General features: G+C 49.5%; 11 protein-coding genes, 1 tRNA gene and 1 riboswitch. Of the genes, 9 read left to right on the plus strand and 3 right to left on the minus strand.

Annotated elements, in window-relative coordinates:
- The gene (locus tag A8707_RS13935) at positions 1 to 393 is read right to left on the minus strand and encodes a histidine kinase (RefSeq protein WP_068817857.1); all 393 of its coding nucleotides are present in this window, start codon (positions 391 to 393) and stop codon (positions 1 to 3) included.
- 174 nt (positions 394 to 567) lie between these two features.
- Here A8707_RS13935 and A8707_RS13940 point away from each other — a divergent pair, with 174 nt between their 5' ends.
- Positions 568 to 756, plus strand: coding sequence for a hypothetical protein (locus A8707_RS13940; protein ID WP_068817858.1), 189 nt, complete (start codon positions 568 to 570; stop codon positions 754 to 756).
- 59 nt (positions 757 to 815) lie between these two features.
- Complete coding sequence (locus A8707_RS13945; RefSeq protein ID WP_082906361.1) at positions 816 to 1,025, plus strand: hypothetical protein; 210 nt, start codon at positions 816 to 818, stop codon at positions 1,023 to 1,025.
- Positions 1,026 to 1,167: 142 nt separating this feature from the next.
- Here the strand turns inward: A8707_RS13945 and apcB are convergent, their stop codons facing one another.
- Positions 1,168 to 1,677, minus strand: a complete 510-nt coding sequence (gene apcB / locus A8707_RS13950) for an allophycocyanin subunit beta (protein WP_068817860.1) — start codon at positions 1,675 to 1,677, stop codon at positions 1,168 to 1,170.
- A gap of 465 nt (positions 1,678 to 2,142) precedes the next feature.
- Here apcB and glnA point away from each other — a divergent pair, with 465 nt between their 5' ends.
- From glnA to A8707_RS13960, 3 genes are all read left to right on the plus strand, one after another.
- Complete coding sequence (gene glnA / locus A8707_RS13955) at positions 2,143 to 3,570, plus strand: type I glutamate--ammonia ligase (protein ID WP_068817861.1); 1,428 nt, start codon at positions 2,143 to 2,145, stop codon at positions 3,568 to 3,570.
- 182 nt (positions 3,571 to 3,752) lie between these two features.
- Positions 3,753 to 3,830: riboswitch (Glutamine riboswitch) on the plus strand.
- A 35-nt stretch (positions 3,831 to 3,865) separates the two neighbouring features.
- Positions 3,866 to 4,018 carry a hypothetical protein gene (locus tag A8707_RS28160; RefSeq protein ID WP_156518572.1) on the plus strand — a complete coding sequence of 51 codons (153 nt, stop codon included), beginning with the start codon at positions 3,866 to 3,868 and terminating at the stop codon, positions 4,016 to 4,018.
- Positions 4,019 to 4,197: 179 nt separating this feature from the next.
- A complete protein-coding gene (locus A8707_RS13960; RefSeq protein WP_082906362.1) occupies positions 4,198 to 5,316 on the plus strand; it encodes a class I SAM-dependent methyltransferase in 1,119 nt (372 codons plus the stop codon).
- Between the two features lie 52 nt (positions 5,317 to 5,368).
- Here the strand turns inward: A8707_RS13960 and A8707_RS13965 are convergent.
- Positions 5,369 to 5,449: transfer RNA gene (locus A8707_RS13965), tRNA-Leu, on the minus strand.
- 618 nt (positions 5,450 to 6,067) lie between these two features.
- On the opposite strand from A8707_RS13965, the gene A8707_RS29075 reads away from it, so the two are divergent.
- From A8707_RS29075 to A8707_RS13985, 4 genes are all read left to right on the plus strand, one after another.
- On the plus strand, positions 6,068 to 12,217 hold the full coding sequence (locus A8707_RS29075) for a PAS domain S-box protein (RefSeq protein WP_068817862.1): 6,150 nt from the start codon (positions 6,068 to 6,070) through the stop codon (positions 12,215 to 12,217).
- A gap of 9 nt (positions 12,218 to 12,226) precedes the next feature.
- Positions 12,227 to 14,014, plus strand: a complete 1,788-nt coding sequence (locus A8707_RS13975) for a two-component system response regulator (protein WP_068817863.1) — start codon at positions 12,227 to 12,229, stop codon at positions 14,012 to 14,014.
- 386 nt (positions 14,015 to 14,400) lie between these two features.
- A complete protein-coding gene (locus A8707_RS13980) occupies positions 14,401 to 16,398 on the plus strand; it encodes an SPFH domain-containing protein (protein ID WP_082906363.1) in 1,998 nt (665 codons plus the stop codon).
- Positions 16,382 to 18,208, plus strand: coding sequence for a serine/threonine-protein kinase (locus tag A8707_RS13985; protein WP_082906364.1), 1,827 nt, complete (start codon positions 16,382 to 16,384; stop codon positions 18,206 to 18,208). Before A8707_RS13980 ends, A8707_RS13985 begins: the two co-directional genes overlap by 17 nt.
- The last annotated feature ends 67 nt before the right edge of the window (positions 18,209 to 18,275 follow it).

Genomic DNA, 18,275 nt, shown 5'->3' on the forward strand with positions numbered 1-18,275 from the left:
TCAGTCGTGTTCAGCTAGCCATTGGATGCTGATCGACCTTTGACAGGCTTGCAATCCCAACGTCGGGTCTTTGTGATAATCCTCTCCGGCTTCCCAGACGACGACCGAGCGATCGGAGCAAACTAAATACAAATATTCGGCAGTGGAATCATAGCTCACACCTACTTTGAGATTAGAGAAATCATCTTCACAAATCTCATAGCCAAACCGAACCACAATTTGAGCCAATAAACATTCTGGTGTGTCACCATGTTCTTCAGAAAGGTCACGCTCTTGCCAGAATTTATCGAGAAACCGCTCTAAAATTGGCAATACTTTGTGGGGTCCGCCGCCTCGACTGGCGTAGACGATCGCGGGGTTGCCCTCAACAATAATGTGACACGGTATAGCCATCTTAAAACGACGAGGAACGAAGAGAAGGATGACCCTATCATTCCATATTTTCTAGGATCTCGACTCTTGTGGTCTATTCTGCTCAAAAGTCGGGATTTACACGGTTCTAAAACCCGGTCGCGAGACAGCATAATATTTCTTAACAATTGTTTTAATCTTTCAGTTTAAAGACCTATGCGCGCTCAGGTTCATTCCTCTCCCGCTTTTTCGCAGGCTGACAATCAGCCTCGGTTCAAGCTTTTAGAGTCTCGCAGTCAATCTCGATCGTGTCATATTCAGGTGCCTAATGAGAGCGATCGGTTAGCGGCAATTCAGGTAGGCGACCAATACTATAGTTTTTTTAAGGTCGTTAAAGAGCGATAAAAAACCCTGCAAATCGTCTCTATGAGATTTTGCAAGATGATTGGGAGTACGAATCTTGTATGATTTTGGTGCCTGACATAGCACAACCCTTAGAAGCAATTTCTACGAGTGGGAAATACTACAGTCTTTTGCGGGTGGTGAAAGACCGAGAAGCTGCGATCGAGCTTGCCGATCGTCTCACCCAAAAGGGCGGTGAAACCGTGATTACATTGAGCGATCGCGGCTTCTCAGTGTGGGTGCTAGAACCCGATGTCCACTTGAAGCATTAGAAGACTGTCCTTCACGATCGCAGGGGCGAAACATTTAGTAAACAATCTCTCGGAACCTTCGACGATCGCTCTCTGAATGCTTTGCCCCTAGTGTTTTGAGCGACCGATCTGACTCGACACAAATCGAATCGCCCAATGTAAACTACAGGTCGTTCTCACCCAACTCTCTTGACATATAATCAAACGGCTGATCAACAAACGTCGTTTTTTCAATCCCAGCCGCCTCTATCTGCTCTTTCACAATCTCCTTCATGATTTGAATGCCGCGCACTGTCGGACCGCTCGGCACTCCTAGCGAGTTGTAGGTTTCTCGCAGACCTTCTAGCACCCGCTCATCCAGCACGTCAGTGTCTCCGGCGACCAGCGCATAGCTGGCATAGCGCAAATAATAGTCCATATCTCGCAGACACGCGGCATAGCGACGAGTGGTGTAAGCGTTACCGCCTGGGCGAATCAATTCGGGAAGTTCATCAAACAATCGCAAACCCGCTTGCTTGACGATCGCTGCCGCATTTGAGTTAATCACTCCGGCTGCCTGCACCCGCGCCATCCCAGTTTCAAAATAGGATTTTAAGTCATCAACTGCATTGCGATCGAGATATCGACCTGTGATGTCGTAGTTTCTAATCAGGCTTGTCACTGCATCCCGCATGAAATTCTTCTCCCAATTAACCCAGTAAACAAATTTAGTGTTTGTCGTTCCCTGACTGGAGCCTCGACCCACAGCAACTAGCCGAGCAGCCCATCAAAATGATTTAGGGTAAGTCTATCATGCAGGGTTGAACCGATTGAACCACAAGCAGTCTTGACCCCTTAGACTTTGTGAAACGTTACATTCTTGCGTTCCTGACTCTTAGCTAGTCGTTAACCCTGATTTAATTTTTCGCCAACGACTGACGATTTTGTAGTTTCAGATACAAAACTCCTCTATCGCTCTCCCTACCATGATTCAGAGAGGTCAGAATCTAGCTGCTGTAGAGATGCGCGATCGTTCATTCCCTGTCAGAAGCAACACAAGCCATATCGAGTGAGGCAAGGCATCTTAACTGAGTCATCGTCTTTACTCGCTCGAAACCTTCTGAAAAGAACCTTTAGCCAACGATTTAAGGAGTAGTTCATGGCTGAGACAGCACAAGAAATTCTAAAGATGATTGAGGATCAGAATATTGAACTGATTGACCTCAAGTTTGTAGATCTTTATGGAATCTGGCAGCATTGTACGTTTCACAAAAGCTTAATTGAGGAAGAATCGTTTCTCAATTCTGGTGGCGTAGCCTTCGATGGCTCTAGCATCCGAGGCTGGAAAGCCATCAACAGCTCTGACATGGCGATGGTGCCCGACCCCACAACTGCTTGGATGGACCCTTTCATGGAAGTGCCCACTCTAAGCATGGTTTGCACGATCGTAGACCCTCGCACCGGGCAGATGTATGAACGCGACCCTCGATCGATCGCCCAAAAAGCCGTTGACTATCTCATCTCGACGGGCATTGGCGATAAGGTCTTCTGCGGACCTGAACCCGAATTTTTTATCTTTGATCATGTTCGCTATGGGCAAGAGGGTCACACGGGCTATTATGCCGTTGATTCGAGCGAAGGGGCTTGGAACTCAGGCAATTCAGACGCTAGCGGCAACTTGGGCTTCAAAATTAGCAAGAAGCGCGGATATTTTCCGACGGCTCCTTCAGATATGCTGCAAGACATCCGAACTGAGATGCTGCTGACGATGGCAAAATGCGGGGTGCCGATCGAGAAGCATCACCACGAAGTCGCTGCTGGCGGACAGTGTGAACTAGGCATTCGCTACTCTGACTTGGTGCACGCGGCTGATTATGTGATGACCTACAAATATGTCGTCAAGAACGTCGCTCGTAAACATGGCAAAACAGCGACCTTTATGCCCAAACCAATCCACGATGACAACGGCTCTGGAATGCACAGCCATATCTCAATCTGGAAGGATGGACAACCGTTGTTTGCAGGCGATCAATATGCAGGCTTGAGCCAAATGGCGCTGCACTTCATCGGCGGTTTGATCCGACACGCGCCTTCACTTTTGGCTTTTACTAACCCTTCGGTGAATTCTTACAAGCGATTGGTTCCTGGCTTTGAAGCTCCGGTGAATCTGGCATACTCGGCGGGTAATCGATCGGCATCGATTCGGATTCCGCTCTCTGGCAGCAATCCCAAAGCCAAGCGGCTAGAGTTCCGATGTCCTGACGCGTCGAGCAACCCTTACCTCACGTTTGCGGCGATGCTTTGCGCGGGTCTAGATGGCATCAAAAACCAGATTGATCCGGGCGAACCTCTAGACGTAGACATCTACGAAATGAGCAAAGAGGAATTGGCAAAAGTGCCCAAAGCTCCTGCTAGTCTTGCCGAAGCGCTGGCGAATCTGGAGAGAGATCACGAATTTCTCACAGCGGGCGGTGTCTTCCCCGAAGACTTTATCTATAACTGGATTGCGATGAAGATCGAGGGCGAAGTCAAGCCTATCAGCAAATTGCCGACTCCCTACGAGTTTGAGTTGTATTACGACTGCTAAATGGCGATCGTGAATCAGCCGTTTAATTGATCAAATCCCCTGACAGAATCTTCTGTTGGGGGATTTGCTTTGGAATAGGTTGCAATGGGTGTGATGCCAAATTGATCTACGGGGTTGATTCTTAAATTTTGTAAAATTAGGGTTTTCTGGATTCAATTTTGTTATATTGGATACAGAAATCAATCGTTCATCTTCTTCAGAAATCGAATTTGTTCTGTTTTTGAAGAGACGGAAGTAGGGAAGTCCCGAAGGAACGCGCCTCCTGTTTACTACAACTTTTCAAGAGGTAAGCGCCATGAAACGGTTTAACCAACCCAACAAATCTCAGATCGTAGACGTGAGTGATGACACCGTTGCATTCATGCTGGCTAACGGTTTTTCTACAGACGGAAACTGGTATAAGTGGCACAAAAATCGCCATCAGCAGCCCAAAGTGACTGATCACTAAAAGACTGCGATTTTGAAACTTCAAAATTGACTCACGATTTTAATTCTTGACTTTGGCGATCGCACTTTTCAGCGATCGCCATTTTTTATTACAAAATCTGCAAATAGTGCATGATACTGACTCCTAAGATTCGTTACACTTAGTTACAAGTCGTCGATCGCGAGTCTCTTAAAGTCATCATGCCCGACACAATCACAAAGCTGGCATATCAAACGTTTCAGCAAAGCAAAAGCTACTTTGGTTTAGCGCATAAAATCTTTAGCACCCAAGTGCTAAATTTCATGGCTCCCCCGCCAGAAAAACGAACAATTTCACTGGCTCCTGAATTGCTGCTCAAGATTCAACAGCGGTTTAATCAGATTCTTGACGCTGACTGGCAAGACGCAGAAAAAGGCGTTTACCCAGAAAGCATTTTGTTTGATAACCCGTGGGGAGATTTCTTTCGGTTTTATCCGGCTGTCTGGCTAGATATGCCTCGGATTTGGGAGCGGGCGAACCAAAAGCGCTACCAGGAGTTTTCATCAGAGGTCGAGACGAGTGGCTACCCTAGCTACTATGTGCAAAACTTTCATCATCAGACTGACGGCTATCTCAGCGATATGTCGGCAAATCTCTATGACTTGCAGGTAGAGCTGCTGTTCAATGGGGCGGCAGATGCGATGCGTCGTCGAATCTTGGCTCCTTTAAAGGAAGGTCTACAAGCGTTTAGCTCTGTTGAGCCTCGGCAAATTAAGATTCTAGATATTGCAAGCGGCACAGGTCGCACGTTAAGAATGCTTCGCGGGATGTTGCCGAAAGCCTCTCTTTATGGAGTCGATCTCTCTCCTGCTTATCTAAGGAAGGCAAATCAGTTGCTTTCTCAGACTCCGGGTGAGTTGCCTCAACTCATTCAAGCTAATGGTGAAGAATTGCCTTACTTAGAGAACTATTTTCACGCAGTGACCTGTGTGTTCTTGTTCCACGAGTTGCCTCCTCAAGCACGTCAGAATGTAATTGACCAAGCTTTTAGAGTGGTCAAACCGGGTGGCACGTTTGTGATTTGCGATTCAGTTCAGGTGAGCGATTCGCCAGATTTAGCCCTCATCATGGAAGGCTTCTCAGACACCTTCCATGAGCCTTATTATCGTCACTATATGAATGACGACTTGGTTGCTCGTTTGCACAGCGCTGGCTTCACCGAGGTCTCAACGCAGGTGCATTTCATGAGTAAATATCTGGTCGCTCATAAACCGACTGAAAGCTCTCAAGACCAGACGGCTCAAAATCCTGAGCAACAGGTGATTCCTTTAGGAGTCTAGTTTTTGGCTTTAACGAAAAGAAGGCACTCCGATCGGAGTGCCTTCTTTAATATGCGGATGGCGAGACTCGAACTCGCAAGGCAAAGCCACACGCACCTCAAGCGTGCGCGTATACCAATTCCGCCACATCCGCACGAGCTGGCTATGATGCCAAAGCGCAAGTTAGGTGACTTGAGCCTCAACAAGCATAGCAAAAAGAACGCCAATTCATCACAAAGATAGACTGAGATTGTCAAAATTCCTGATATTCGGTTCGCGAGGCGTGGGAGCGCTACAGTGATTTGCGATCGCGCAACCCCTGAATCTCTGCTGCCAAATTGCGACGAGCAGAAAATTCTAGCTTGTCAAACATCTGCTCAATGATATGAGGGAGGGGTTAGAGGGCACTCTCTGTAAGGCAAAGAAACGGAGCAAAAAATCTCCAGTGGCTTCCGCTCCATTCAGGTGCCCAGATGTTTTACCGCACTCGGAGTGACATCGTTGCCTCAAATTTATAGTTGCTGAATTGATGGATGAATTGCTAGATCGACCCTCACCCTAGCCCTCTCCCAGGAGGAGAGGGGACAAGATCTTTAGCTCCCTTCTTCTTGAGGAGAAGAGTTGGCGAGGGCTTCGCCCCACTTCGTGAGGGCAGTTCATACCTGCACTCAGCAACGCCCCTCAAGTTTATAGTTGCTGCCCCACATCCCATCTCGTGATAAGCAGGGTAGGCTGACTGAAGATTAAATGAAAAATAAAACCTTTATAAATCATGTTCACTCGTGCCACGGCGCTTACTTCGCTAGAACTGAAGACTGCAATTATTCAAAATCCCTTAGTGGTTGCACCTAATACGATCGTGATAGATGCGATCGCCCAAATGAGCGGTGTGCGATCTCACGGCAACGCCCCTAGAACAGCAGATGGTCAATCAGACGACCTCCAAGAGGCGCGGTCTAGCTGCGTGGTTGTGGTGGAAGACGATCGAGTCGTTGGCATTTTGACCGAGCGCGACGTGGTGCGCCTGAGCGCCCAGCAGCAACCCCTCGATCGCCGGGTGATGCGACAGGTGATGACCCATCCGGTTGCCACCCTGCGCGAGTCTGCCTTTAGCGATTTGTTTTTTGCCCTTAACCTGCTCCAGCACTACCACATTCGTCATTTGCCCATCTTAGATCAGCAGGATCGCCTAGTGGGGTTGGTGACCCATAAGAGTTTGCTGCAAGCTCTCAACTCGCCAAGCCTACAGATGGTAGAGGGTTTGGAAGAAAAAATAGCGCACCTGGAGGCAGAAAATGTGGCTTTGCTAAAAAGTCATACCCTTGAGCTAGAGCAACAGGCGGCAGCCCGAACAACCGACCTCAAGACCAAAGCAGAACGGGAGAAATTACTCGCACTTGCCGCGCAGTTGCAGGAGGAACTGGCAGAACGGCAGCGGGCAGAGGTACTGAGTCAACACCAATTGGCAGAACTGACCAAATGGCGCGATCGCTATGAGTTAGCAGGGCAAGCAAGTGGGCAAATGCTCTATGAATACGATTTCATTCGTGATTTCATTACTTGGGGCGCAAACATAGAGCAAATCCTGGGCTACCCGTCTTCGGCATTACCGACCCATCTAGCGGGTTGGCGGGCTTTGGTTCATCCAGATGATCAGACGACACTTGACCTGTCAACCCAACAAGCCATTGCTGACAAAACTCCTTTTTTTGCCCAGTATCAAGTTCAGCATCAACTGGGGCATTACATCTGGATCGAAGATCGGAGTCAATGGCTGATTAACGACCAGGGCGAGACGATGGGCGTAATTGGCATGGTGGCTGACATTAGCGATCGCAAGCAAGCAGAAACTCGGCTGCGAGAGAGCGAACAGCGCTATGCCACCCTTGCGGCAACGGCTCCAGTGGGGATCTTTCGTACCGATGCTGTGGGCAACTACACCTATGTCAACGATCGCTGGTCTCAGATCACCGGGTTCGCTCTAAAAGCCGCTGTTGGAGAGGGATGGCAACAAGCACTGCACCCCGACGACCACAGCCGAATTGTCGCTGAATGGTGTCAATCTACCCAAGAGAATCGCCCTTTTCGGCTTGAATACCGCTTCCAACGTCCTGACGGTGGGGTGACGTGGGTATATGGACAGTTTGTTGCCGAACGAGACGAGGTGGAAACAGTCATCGGCTATGTCGGCACAGTCACCGATATTAGCGATCGTAAGCGATCGAAAGAGGCACTCCAAAAAAGTGAAGCCCATCAACGAGCTTTAGTGAGCGCCATCCCCGACTTGATCATCCGGATGAACCGAGCGGGGATACACCTAGAATTTGTAGCGACTCCCAACTTTCATGTATTGGGCAATCTGCTTGAGATGGTGGGAACCCATGTGTCTGATAGCTTACCTTTTGACATGGCGCAAAAACGCCTGAAATTTATTCAACTAACGCTACAAACGAATTCTATTCAAATTTATGAACAAGACTTCTCTATTGAAGGCAGAACGCAGTTTGAAGAGGTGCGGGTTGTTCCTTATGGCGAAGACGAAGTGATGGTTTTAGTGCGTGACATTAGCGATCGCAAGCAAGCCGAATTTGCCCTCAAGCAAAGCGAAGCCAAAAGCAAAGCCGTCTTAGCAGCCATTCCTGATCTGATGTTTCGGGTTGGGTCTGATGGGGTTTATCGCAGCTATGGCATCCCAAATCGGGATTTTGATATGTTATCTCAAGACGCTGATCCCACAGGTCGATCGATGGCTGATATGCTGCCAGCAGAGCTTGTCGATCGCCAGTTGCACTATTTGCAGAAAGCCTTGCGGACGGGCGAGTTGCAGGTGTATGAGCAGCAAGTCCAAGTGGGCGATCGGCTTCAAGATGAAGAGGTTAGAGTCATCAAGAGTGGCGATGATGAGGTTCTCTTTATGACTCGCGATATTAGCGATCGCAAGCAGGCAGAAACTGCTCTGCGCTGCCTCATAGAAAGCACTGCCTCTGTCACAGGTAAAGACTTCTTCTCAACATTGGCGCAGCAGTTAATGCTGGCACTGAAGGTGCAACATGTCCTAGTGACTAAACTCGTGGGCGATCATCTGCAAACACTGGCATATTGGAAAGATGACGAGATGCAGCCAGAGATCACGTTTGCACTGGCAAATACCCCCTGCGGGACTAGCGCGATCGAACAAGGGCAGTTCCATTGTCCTACAGGGCTTCAACAACGCTTCTCTGAATATCCTCTCGTTCAGTCCTTGCAGGCGGACAGCTATCTGGGCATTCCGATTACAAGCACCAACGGTCAGCCACTAGGCTGTCTCTGCATTCTAGACAATAAGCCTATGGAAGATATTCAGTGGGCAGAGGCGTTTTTACGCATCTTTGCAACGAGAGCAGCCGCAGAGTTAGAACGGCAGCAAGCCACTGAATCGTTGGAACAACTGAACCAGGAGTTAGAAGATCGGGTAGAACAACGCACATCCGCTCTCCGCAGCAGCGAAGCAACCCTGAGTGCCTTCTTTGACCAGGCAGCAGTTGGCATGAATTTGGCAACCCCGGATGGACAGTATGTAAAGGTCAACCAAAAACTGTGTGACATTCTAGGCTACACCCAGGAAGAGTTGTTGACTAAGAATTTCAAGGATATTTTCCATCCAGAAGAGGAAGACAGGGCGCAAGCAGAACGGCAGCAACTGTATGCTGGAGCCATCGATTCCTTTTCCATCGAAAGGCGCTACTTGCACAAAGACGGTAGTGCAGTTTGGATCAGTCTCACGGTCTCTTTAATCTACAAGCCATCCGGTGAACCAAATTATTCGATCGGAGTGGTGGAGGAGATTGGCGATCGCAAACGAGCAGAAGAAGCGTTACAACAGAGCGAAGAAAAGTTTCGTCAGATTGCCGAACATATTCAGAGCGTTTTCTGGGTGAGTAGTGCCGATTACAGCGAGACCATCTATGTTAGCCCTGCCTATGAGACAATTTGGGGACGCTCCTGCAACTCGCTTTACGCTTTGCCGCAGTCCTTTACCGATGCAGTCCACCCCAAAGACCAGACGCGGATTTTGGCGCTTCTTGCAGAGCGAATGGAGGGATATGACGAGGAGTATCGTATTCTTCAGCCCGATGGAACATTGCGTTGGATTCACGATCGCGCCTTCCCCATCCATAACGCCCAAGGAGAAGTCTATCGTCTCGCTGGGATTGCAGAAGATATCACCGATCGCAAGCAAGCCGAAGAAACCCTCAATCGCCAGTTAGCTTTGATCGAAGCCTCGATCGACGGCATTGTCATGCTCAACACTAACGGCGAATACACCTACTTAAACGAAGCCCAGGTCAAACTATTTGGCTATGACTGTGCTGAAGAACTCCTGGGTAAACCCTGGCAAACGCTTTGTTCGCCAGCCGAGATGAGCCGCTTTAAACAAGATATTTTTCCCGTATTAGTTGAAACGCGGGCTTGGCGTGGAGAAGCGATCGCAATTCGACGCGATGGCAGCACCTTCGACAATGAAGTGTCTCTCACCCTCACCCCCACTGGAGAAGCGATTTGTGTTTGTCGTGATATCAGCGATCGTAGACAAGCAGAGTTAGAAATCATCCGCAACCGCGATCTACGAGAAGCCATTTTTAACGAATCAGCCGATGCAATCTTTTTGGTGAATGTAGAACCCTCAATCACGCTCGACTGCAATCGTCGTGCCGTAGAGTTGTTTGAAGCGTCTGGCAAAGACGAGTTGTTGTACATCGAAGGTCATATGCTACAACGCCATCAGTTTACAGAGGAAGAACTGAAGTTAATTTCTCAAGAGATAAAAGATAAGGGCTTTTGGAGCTGCGAAGTCGAATATATCACCCGTAAAGGCAACCCGTTTTGGGGTAACCTAGCAGCAAAGCGAATTAGTATCGCAGGGCGGGTAATGAATTTGGTGCGAGTGACAGATATCAGCAAGCGAAAGCAGTCAGAACTGTTGTTGAAAGCGCAGCAGGAGTTTCTCCGTCGTCTCATTGATACCGTTCCCAATCTGATTTTTGTGAAAGACTGGCAAGGGCGATTTACGCTGGTAAATCAGGCAACTGCCAATGTCTACCAATCTACAATCGCAGACCTAATTAGCAAAACAGATGCCGATTTCCATTCAAACACAAAAGAAGTTGAGCAATTTTTGGCAGTCGATCTAGAGGTGATGACCACAATGACTACAAAGGTTTTAGAAGAAACAGTTACCTCTCCTGACGGAAAACAGTTCTATTTTCAAACCATCAAGACCCCGATCGTGTCTGCGGATGGGCACTCTAGAGAGATTTTGGGAGTCGCAACCGATATTAGCGATCGCAGACAAATAGAAGAACAACTGCGTAGAAGCGAAGCCTACCTGCTTGAAGCGCAGCGCATTGCCCACGTTGGAAGCTGGGAGTTTGACCTGGCAACCCAAAAAATTACTTGGTCAGCCGAGACCTTTCGGATGTTTGGACGTGATTCTGCACAGCAGGAGCCAACCTATAAAGAACTGATGCAGTCCATTCATAGCGACGATCGCGATCGTTACAAAGCAATTTTGCGACGGACGATCAAGCAAGTGCAGCCATTTGAACTAGAGAATCGAGTGCTGCGACCCGATAATTCTATGGTTTATGTGCTGGTAAAAGGGCAGCCCATCCTAGATGAAACGGGCAAGCTTCTCAGTTTTCTGGGCACCGTTTTAGACATCACAAGCCGCAAACAGTCTGAGGAGCAGTTGCGGCAAACCAACGAGCAACTTGCCCGCACGACTCGCCTCAAAGATGAATTCCTCGCCAACATGAGCCACGAACTCCGCACTCCCCTCAACGCCATCTTGGGCATGACTGAGGGACTGCAAGATCGCGTCTTTGGCACGATCAATGAGCGACAGATCAAAGCCCTACAAACCATCGAGCGCAGCGGCTCCCATTTGCTAGAGCTAATCAATGACATTCTTGACATCGCTAAAATTGAGTCGGGTCAGTTAGAGCTAGACTGCACCCCCACCGCCGTGATTTTACTTTGCCAATCGAGTCTGGCGTTTGTCAGCCAACAAGCGCTAAAAAAACGCATCCAGATAGAGATTAAACTGCCCCCCAATCTACCCAACTTGTCGGTGGATGGACGACGCATCCGCCAAGTTTTGATTAACCTGGTTGACAATGCGGTCAAGTTTACCCCAGACGAAGGACGCATCACTCTAAAAGTCAGCCATCAGCAGACCCCTGCCGACCTAGAATCCGCCGATTCCTCACCCCAAAATTTCCTGCGAATTGCGGTCATTGATACGGGCATTGGCATTGCCTCAGAAGATATCAACAAACTGTTTCAGCCCTTTGTCCAGATCGATAGCGCCCTCAACCGCCAATATCAGGGCACAGGCTTGGGGCTTGCCCTAGTGAAACGCATCGTCGAACTCCACGGAGGGCAAGTAGGGCTAACCAGCGAGGTGGGGGTGGGAAGCTGCTTCACGATCGACCTTCCCTGTGCTGCGGTGCCATTCTCTCCGGGGCTAGAAACCCAGCTAAAACCCGACACTGCACCGAGCCAGCGAGCAGAGGCACCCCCCTTAATCTTGCTTGCAGAAGACAACGAAGCCAATACCATGACGCTTTTGAGCTACCTAAAAGCAAACGGCTATCAGGTTCTTTTAGCAAAAAACGGACAGGAGGCAGTCGCCCTAGCTCAGTCTGAGACCCCTGATTTGATTTTGATGGATATTCAAATGCCAGGGATGGATGGGTTAGAAGCCATGCAGCAGATCCGCCGCGAGCCAACCCTGGTCGATGTGCCTATCATTGCTCTTACTGCCCTTGCTATGACGAGCGATCGTGAGCGTTGTCTCGCCGCCGGAGCCAGTGACTACCTCAGCAAACCGATTCAGCTCAGGCAGTTGGTCACCACGATTCAACAGCTTTTAGCCTCATAGATCTGGCTTATGAAGAAACCATCTATCTTAGTCATTGACGACCAACCCGATAATTTTGATGTTATTGAAGCTCTCTTGAGTAAGCAAAATTATCAATTACACTATGCTGCCAGTGGTCAAGAGGCGATCGCGACCCTGGACACGTTTCAGCCTGATCTCATTTTGCTAGATGTGATGATGCCTAGCATGGATGGCATCGAAGTCTGTCAGCGCATCAAAGCGATGCCGCGATGGGAAGCCGTCCCAATTATTGTGGTTACTGCTCTGACAACCAAGGGAGACCTCGCCCAATGTTTGGCTGCTGGGGCAGATGATTTTATCAGTAAGCCTGTCAATCGCTTAGAGCTAATGGCAAGAGTGCGATCGATGTTACGCATCCGTCAGCAATATCAGCGATTAGCCACGTTCAACACCAGACTAGAAGCAACTGTGCAACAGCGAACCGCCCAGTTGCAAACAATGATTTTTCAGGATGCGCTTACAGGGTTGCCCAGTCGGGCGTTCTTACTTCAAAAACTAGCTGAGATATCACAGTCTAGAGAATCATTCTTTGTAGTATCTCTAGACTGCGATCAGTTTAAACTGGTCAACGGTTCCTTTGGTCATGCTGTCGGCAATCAATTGCTGACTGCCATCAGCAAGCGGTTACAGCAGTATCTCTGCTCTGGCGATGTGTTAGCCCGCCTGGGTGGGGATGAGTTTTGTTTTTTGCTCCGTCGGGTCGAAGATGCGGCTGTTCTTGAACCATTTATCCAAACCATTTTGCGGAGCTTTGATGCTCCGTTTCTCGTTGCCGATTGTGAAATCTTCATGACCGTCTGTATCGGGGTTGCTTTGAGCAATGACACAGATCAACAACCTGACGAACTCCTGCAAAATGCTGATACAGCGATGTATCAAGCTAAGTTGCGTAGTAGGGGCAGCTATCAAATCTTCGATCGCCAAATGCATCTAGCAATGGTAAACCGTTTAACGCTGGAACACGATCTGCAACGAGCGCTAGAACAGCAGGAGTTTGTCCTCTATTACCAGCCGATCGTCAATCTTCAAACCCAGAAAGTTGTAGGGTTTGAAGCACTGGTGCGCTGGCAACACCCCAGTAGGGGCATGATTTCACCCGGAGAATTTATCCCCTGCATGGAGGAAACAGGGCTGATTGTGCCAGTCGGAATCATGGTGTTAAAGCAGGCATGTCAGCAGCTTCGTGCATGGCAGCAACAGGGCTGGATGGAGTTAACGATGAGCGTAAATCTCTCGGTGCGGCAATTTGCTTGCTCGACTCTGCTGGCTGATATCGATCGTGTGTTAGCAGAAACGTCTGTTAGTTCGGCTCATCTCAAACTAGAAATTACCGAAAGTGCGATTATGGACAACGCTGAAATGGCGATCGCTCTGACTAAAGCACTGCGATCGCGACACATTCAAATCAGCATTGATGACTTTGGTACTGGATATTCTTCTCTCGGTTATCTGCATCGCTTTCCAGTAGACAACCTAAAAATCGATCGCTCTTTTGTCAATCAAACTCAATCAGAAAATCGTAACTATCACGTTGTCGATACTATTATTGCACTCAGCAATAAGTTGGGTCTGTCTGTCATTGCAGAAGGAATTGAAACGATTCAGCAGCTTGAGTGGCTGCAACATCTCGGCTGTGAGTTTGGGCAAGGCTATTTATTTTCCAAGCCTCTGGCAGCAGATGAAATCGAAAGAATTTATCTCACGAGACCGACAAAAAATAGGCTCTGCGATGGAATGAATAAGATGACCTCTCAACAGCTTGCTGGGGAAGTATAGGGTGTGTTTTAAACCTCTGGTTTTCGTTGCTATCCCGCCCTGAACTTCAGTTCAGGGCGAGGCAGAATCGCAGCGAGAGAGTGTTAAAACACGCCCTCAGCCTGTTGTTGCTAAGACATCAACTTAGCGTCCTCATGCAACTTAGTGCCATACCGACAAAATAAACTTCTTGTAAAAGTCCGAAGATGCCCTCATCCCCCAACCCCTTCTCCCAAGTTTGGAAGAAGGGGAGCCAGATTTCAAAGTCCCTCTCCCACACTTGGGAGAGGGATTTAGGGTGAGGGCAGGGACTTTTGCAAGAGGTCTAATTAAGATTGGCTGCTGGCGGAAAACCCGCTGTTAGAATGGTAGCTATAGGAGCCTTCTCTCTACACCGGGCTAAACTTATGAAAAACTCGATCGGTCTGCGTCAGCTTTTGCCCATGACTCTCTCTTTGCTAGCGGCTGCAACCACGACTGGAGCGATCGCTGCAACTCCTCCAACGACTACTTCGCAATCGCGTGAACAGTCGGTACAGACGCAGAACGTGCAGTTGATGCAAATTCCAGGGGTAGATTTGCCCGTCTGGATTTATCCGGTAGGTGGCGTAATTCTGCTGCTGATATTTTTGCCAAAAATTGGTTGGATTGCTGGGCTGATCGTGATTGGTGAGCGAGAAGTGGGCATCGTAACCAAAAAATTCTCGTCGAAAAGTCTGCCGCCTAATCGACTGATTGCTACCAATGGCGAAGCCGGACTGCAAGCCGATACGCTGCCTCCTGGCTGGCACTTTGGTTACTTCCCCTGGCAATATAACGTCAGCCACACGTCTGTGATTACGATTCCTCAAGGCGAGATTGGGCTGTTAGTGGCAAACGATGGCGCAACTATTCCGCCCGATCGTATTCTAGGCAGAGTTGTAGAGTGCGACAACTACCAGGATGCCCGCAAGTTCTTCGCCAATGGGGGTGAAAAAGGACGACAGCTTGCCATTTTGACATCGGGAACTTACCGAATCAACACGGCTTTATTTGAAGTGATCACGGCGGCGAATGCATCCCAGCACGAGATGCAGCCCAACCAACTGCGGATCTACACGATCGCGCCCGATAGCGTAGGAGTAGTGACTGCGCTAGATGGTGCCCCGATCGATGCGGGTGAGATTGCCGGACCGATCATCGCCGACCACGACAACTTTCAGAGAGCCGATCGCTTTGTGCAAGATGGAGGACGGCGCGGACTGCAAGAGCAAGTCATGCTGTCTGGCTCGTGGAATTTAAATCCGTGGTTTGTGCAGACCCAACAGGTGCCGATGACTCAGGTGCCGATCGGCTATGTCGGGGTCGTGATTTCATTTGTGGGCAAGTCGCATCAAGATGTCAGCGGCGATTCCTTCACTCACGGCAATTTGGTGAACAAAGGCGATAAAGGCGTATGGGTTGAGCCACTCTATCCGGGTAAGCATCCGCTCAACACCCAGATCATGAAGGTGGAACCTGTGCCGACCACCAATATTGTTCTGAACTTCACCAGCCGCTTTAGTGGAGAACACGGCTATGATTCTAAGCTGATTGCGCTAAAGCTGCTGTCGTTTGACGGCTTTGAGTTTGAGCTAGAGGTGTTTCAGATTATTCATGTTGGTGCAGCCGATGCGCCCAAAGTCATTTCGCGGTTGGGTTCGATGCAAAACCTGGTCGATCATGTGCTGCGTCCGATCGTGGGCAACTACTTCCGCAACTCTGCCCAAGAATATACGATTCTAGACTTTCTCACTGCCCGAAGTGAACGACAAGCCGAAGCCGCAGAATATGTGCGGCAGGCACTTCGCGCTTATGATGTGCAAGCGGTAGATACGCTGATTGGACTGATTACGCCGCCCCGCGAACTGATGCAAACCCTCACCGATCGCAAAATTGCCGAGGAGCAGCAGAAAACCTACGATGTGCAGCGCGTTGCTCAAACTCAACGGCAAGAATTGGTGCGAGAAACAGCGTTGGCAAACATCCAAGACCAGATCATCACCGCTCAAGAAGGCGTAACGATCGCCCAACTGCAAGCGTCTGCCGCAGTCAAACAGGCGAACGGAGAAGCCGAAGCGATTCGCGTCACAGGACAAGCCAAAGCCGATGCTTATCAGGCGGGGGTGAGTTCTCTAGGGGCACAGGCTTATACGGCACTGCAACTGATGCAGGTGATTGGCGATCGCAATGTGCGGGTGGTTCCTGATGTCTCGGTGAGCGGCAGCAACAGTTCTGGCTTGTTGGATGGCTTGATGAGTATGATGCTGTGGAACCAATCGAATGGCAATTCCATCACGACAATTCCCAATGGCAACGGCAAAGTAGAGTCGAGCGATCCAGTGTCGGCGATCGTGCCTTCATCAGAGCATGACTCCAATCTCTGATTACTACTGCTTTAATCCCAGTTGTTCAGCACCAAGTCATCTAACAACAAACTGTCAGCAGTGTGGTGCGCTGCTGCAACTGGGACGCTACTACGCCATCAAGCGATTGGGGCAGGGGAAATTTAGCCGCACGTTTCTGGCAATTTGCTCTACGGACTCTGAGGGGAACAAATCAGACGGCTCAACTCAATATGTGATTCAACAATGCTGGGACAATTGCGTTGATACAGTCCTAATCGCTAAACTGCGAACAATTGGACACCATCCCCAACTGCCCACAGTGGTGGATTACTTTGAGCAAGACGGCATTTACTATTTGGTGCAAGACTATGTTGATGGCGAGAGTTTAGATAGAGCGATCGCCGCCAAAGGGCAGTTCACTCCAGCGCAGGTATGGCAGGTTTTGGAGTCTATGCTGCCGATTCTGCATTGGATTCACGCTCATGGGATGATTCACCGCGATCTCAAACCCGAAAATATTATTTACAGCAAGTCAGAATTCAGATTGGTGGGCGCTGCGATTTTCAACGCCGATACTCCACAATCTGCGATCGGCAGCGCCGAGTATGCCGCACCTGAACAACTTCGAGGCGAGGCGGTATTTGCCAGCGACCTCTGCAGCTTGGGCGTTATCTGCATTCACCTACTAACGGGCGTGCAGCCGTTTCACCTGTTCGATACAACCGAAAATCACTGGGTGTGGCGCACCTACTGGCTATCCACCGCTGCATCTTCTGAGAAGTATCCTGATCGCTTGGCTCAAATTCTCGATCGCTTAATTGCCCCCAACCCCGATCAGCGATTTGCATCTGCTGCGGCAGCGATCGCGACGATCGAGCAGATTCGAGGCAAAAAAATCCCGATTCCGACTCCGGCACCTCTGATCACTTGGCAAAATACGGCGACATTAACGGGTCACGAAGGACTGTTTGCCAGCGTCACAGCAGTTGCAGTCTCGCCCGATCGTCGCTATGTCGCCAGCGCCAGCGAAGACAAAACCGTGCGGTTGTGGAATCTAGACACAGGCAAACAAATTCTGGTACTGCGAGGACACAGCCAATTTGTGCAAGCCGTAGCATTTCATCCGCAGCAGTCAAATTGGCTAATCAGTGCGGGGCGCGATCGTCAGATCAAATTTTGGGATTGGATCACTCAGCAGCAGCTCCGCACCCTTGCAGGACATACCCAGCAAATTCACGCGATCGCCTTCAGCCCTGATGGAACGCTGATTGCCAGCGGCAGTGCCGATAAGACTCTAAAGGTGTGGACTCTAGACGGTGAAATCATCTCTACTTTTCTAGGGCATCGCCTAGCGGTGAACGCAGTTGCCTTTCACCCCGTCGCCCCTCGGATCGCCAGCGCCAGTGCAGATACTACGATTCGTCTTTGGCATCTCGACGGTAAACTCGATCGCACGTTGACAAGACATACTCAGGCAGTCAGAGCGATCGCGTTTAGCCCCACAGGTCAATTTCTTGCCAGTGGCGGTGAAGATAAAACCATTTGCCTTTGGGAGGTTGCCTCTGGTCAATGTTGTCGAGTTTTACCGGGGCATTCTTGGTCGATTTCTTCCCTAGTGTTTGCCACAGACCGCATCTTAATCAGTGGGAGTTGGGATCAAACCATCAAAGTGTGGCAGTGGGACACAGGCGAGGAAATCGCGAGATTGGTGGGGCACACTGATTCGATTTCTAGCTTGGCACTGCAACTCGGTGAACCGATGAACAACATGACCGTCCACCCGCTAGAAAACGCTGTCCTGATAAGCGGGAGTCGAGATAAAACAATTAAACGCTGGCAGTTCTTCTAGGGCGTGTCATCAATAGACCTCTTGCAAAAGTCCCTGCCCTCACCCTAAATCCCTCTCCCAAGTGTGG

Origin of the sequence: Phormidesmis priestleyi BC1401 (assembly GCF_001650195.1) — a bacterium.
Classification (GTDB): domain Bacteria; phylum Cyanobacteriota; class Cyanobacteriia; order Leptolyngbyales; family Leptolyngbyaceae; genus Phormidesmis_A; species Phormidesmis_A priestleyi_B.

Coding starts and splice junctions, on each gene's coding strand:
- A8707_RS13935 (WP_068817857.1), bottom strand. CDS start 393: ATGGCTATACCGTGTCACATTATTGTTGAGGGCAACCCCGCGATCGTC.
- A8707_RS13940 (WP_068817858.1), top strand. CDS start 568: ATGCGCGCTCAGGTTCATTCCTCTCCCGCTTTTTCGCAGGCTGACAAT.
- A8707_RS13945 (WP_082906361.1), top strand. CDS start 816: ATGATTTTGGTGCCTGACATAGCACAACCCTTAGAAGCAATTTCTACG.
- apcB (WP_068817860.1), bottom strand. CDS start 1,677: ATGCGGGATGCAGTGACAAGCCTGATTAGAAACTACGACATCACAGGT.
- glnA (WP_068817861.1), top strand. CDS start 2,143: ATGGCTGAGACAGCACAAGAAATTCTAAAGATGATTGAGGATCAGAAT.
- A8707_RS28160 (WP_156518572.1), top strand. CDS start 3,866: ATGAAACGGTTTAACCAACCCAACAAATCTCAGATCGTAGACGTGAGT.
- A8707_RS13960 (WP_082906362.1), top strand. CDS start 4,198: ATGCCCGACACAATCACAAAGCTGGCATATCAAACGTTTCAGCAAAGC.
- A8707_RS29075 (WP_068817862.1), top strand. CDS start 6,068: ATGTTCACTCGTGCCACGGCGCTTACTTCGCTAGAACTGAAGACTGCA.
- A8707_RS13975 (WP_068817863.1), top strand. CDS start 12,227: ATGAAGAAACCATCTATCTTAGTCATTGACGACCAACCCGATAATTTT.
- A8707_RS13980 (WP_082906363.1), top strand. CDS start 14,401: ATGAAAAACTCGATCGGTCTGCGTCAGCTTTTGCCCATGACTCTCTCT.
- A8707_RS13985 (WP_082906364.1), top strand. CDS start 16,382: ATGACTCCAATCTCTGATTACTACTGCTTTAATCCCAGTTGTTCAGCA.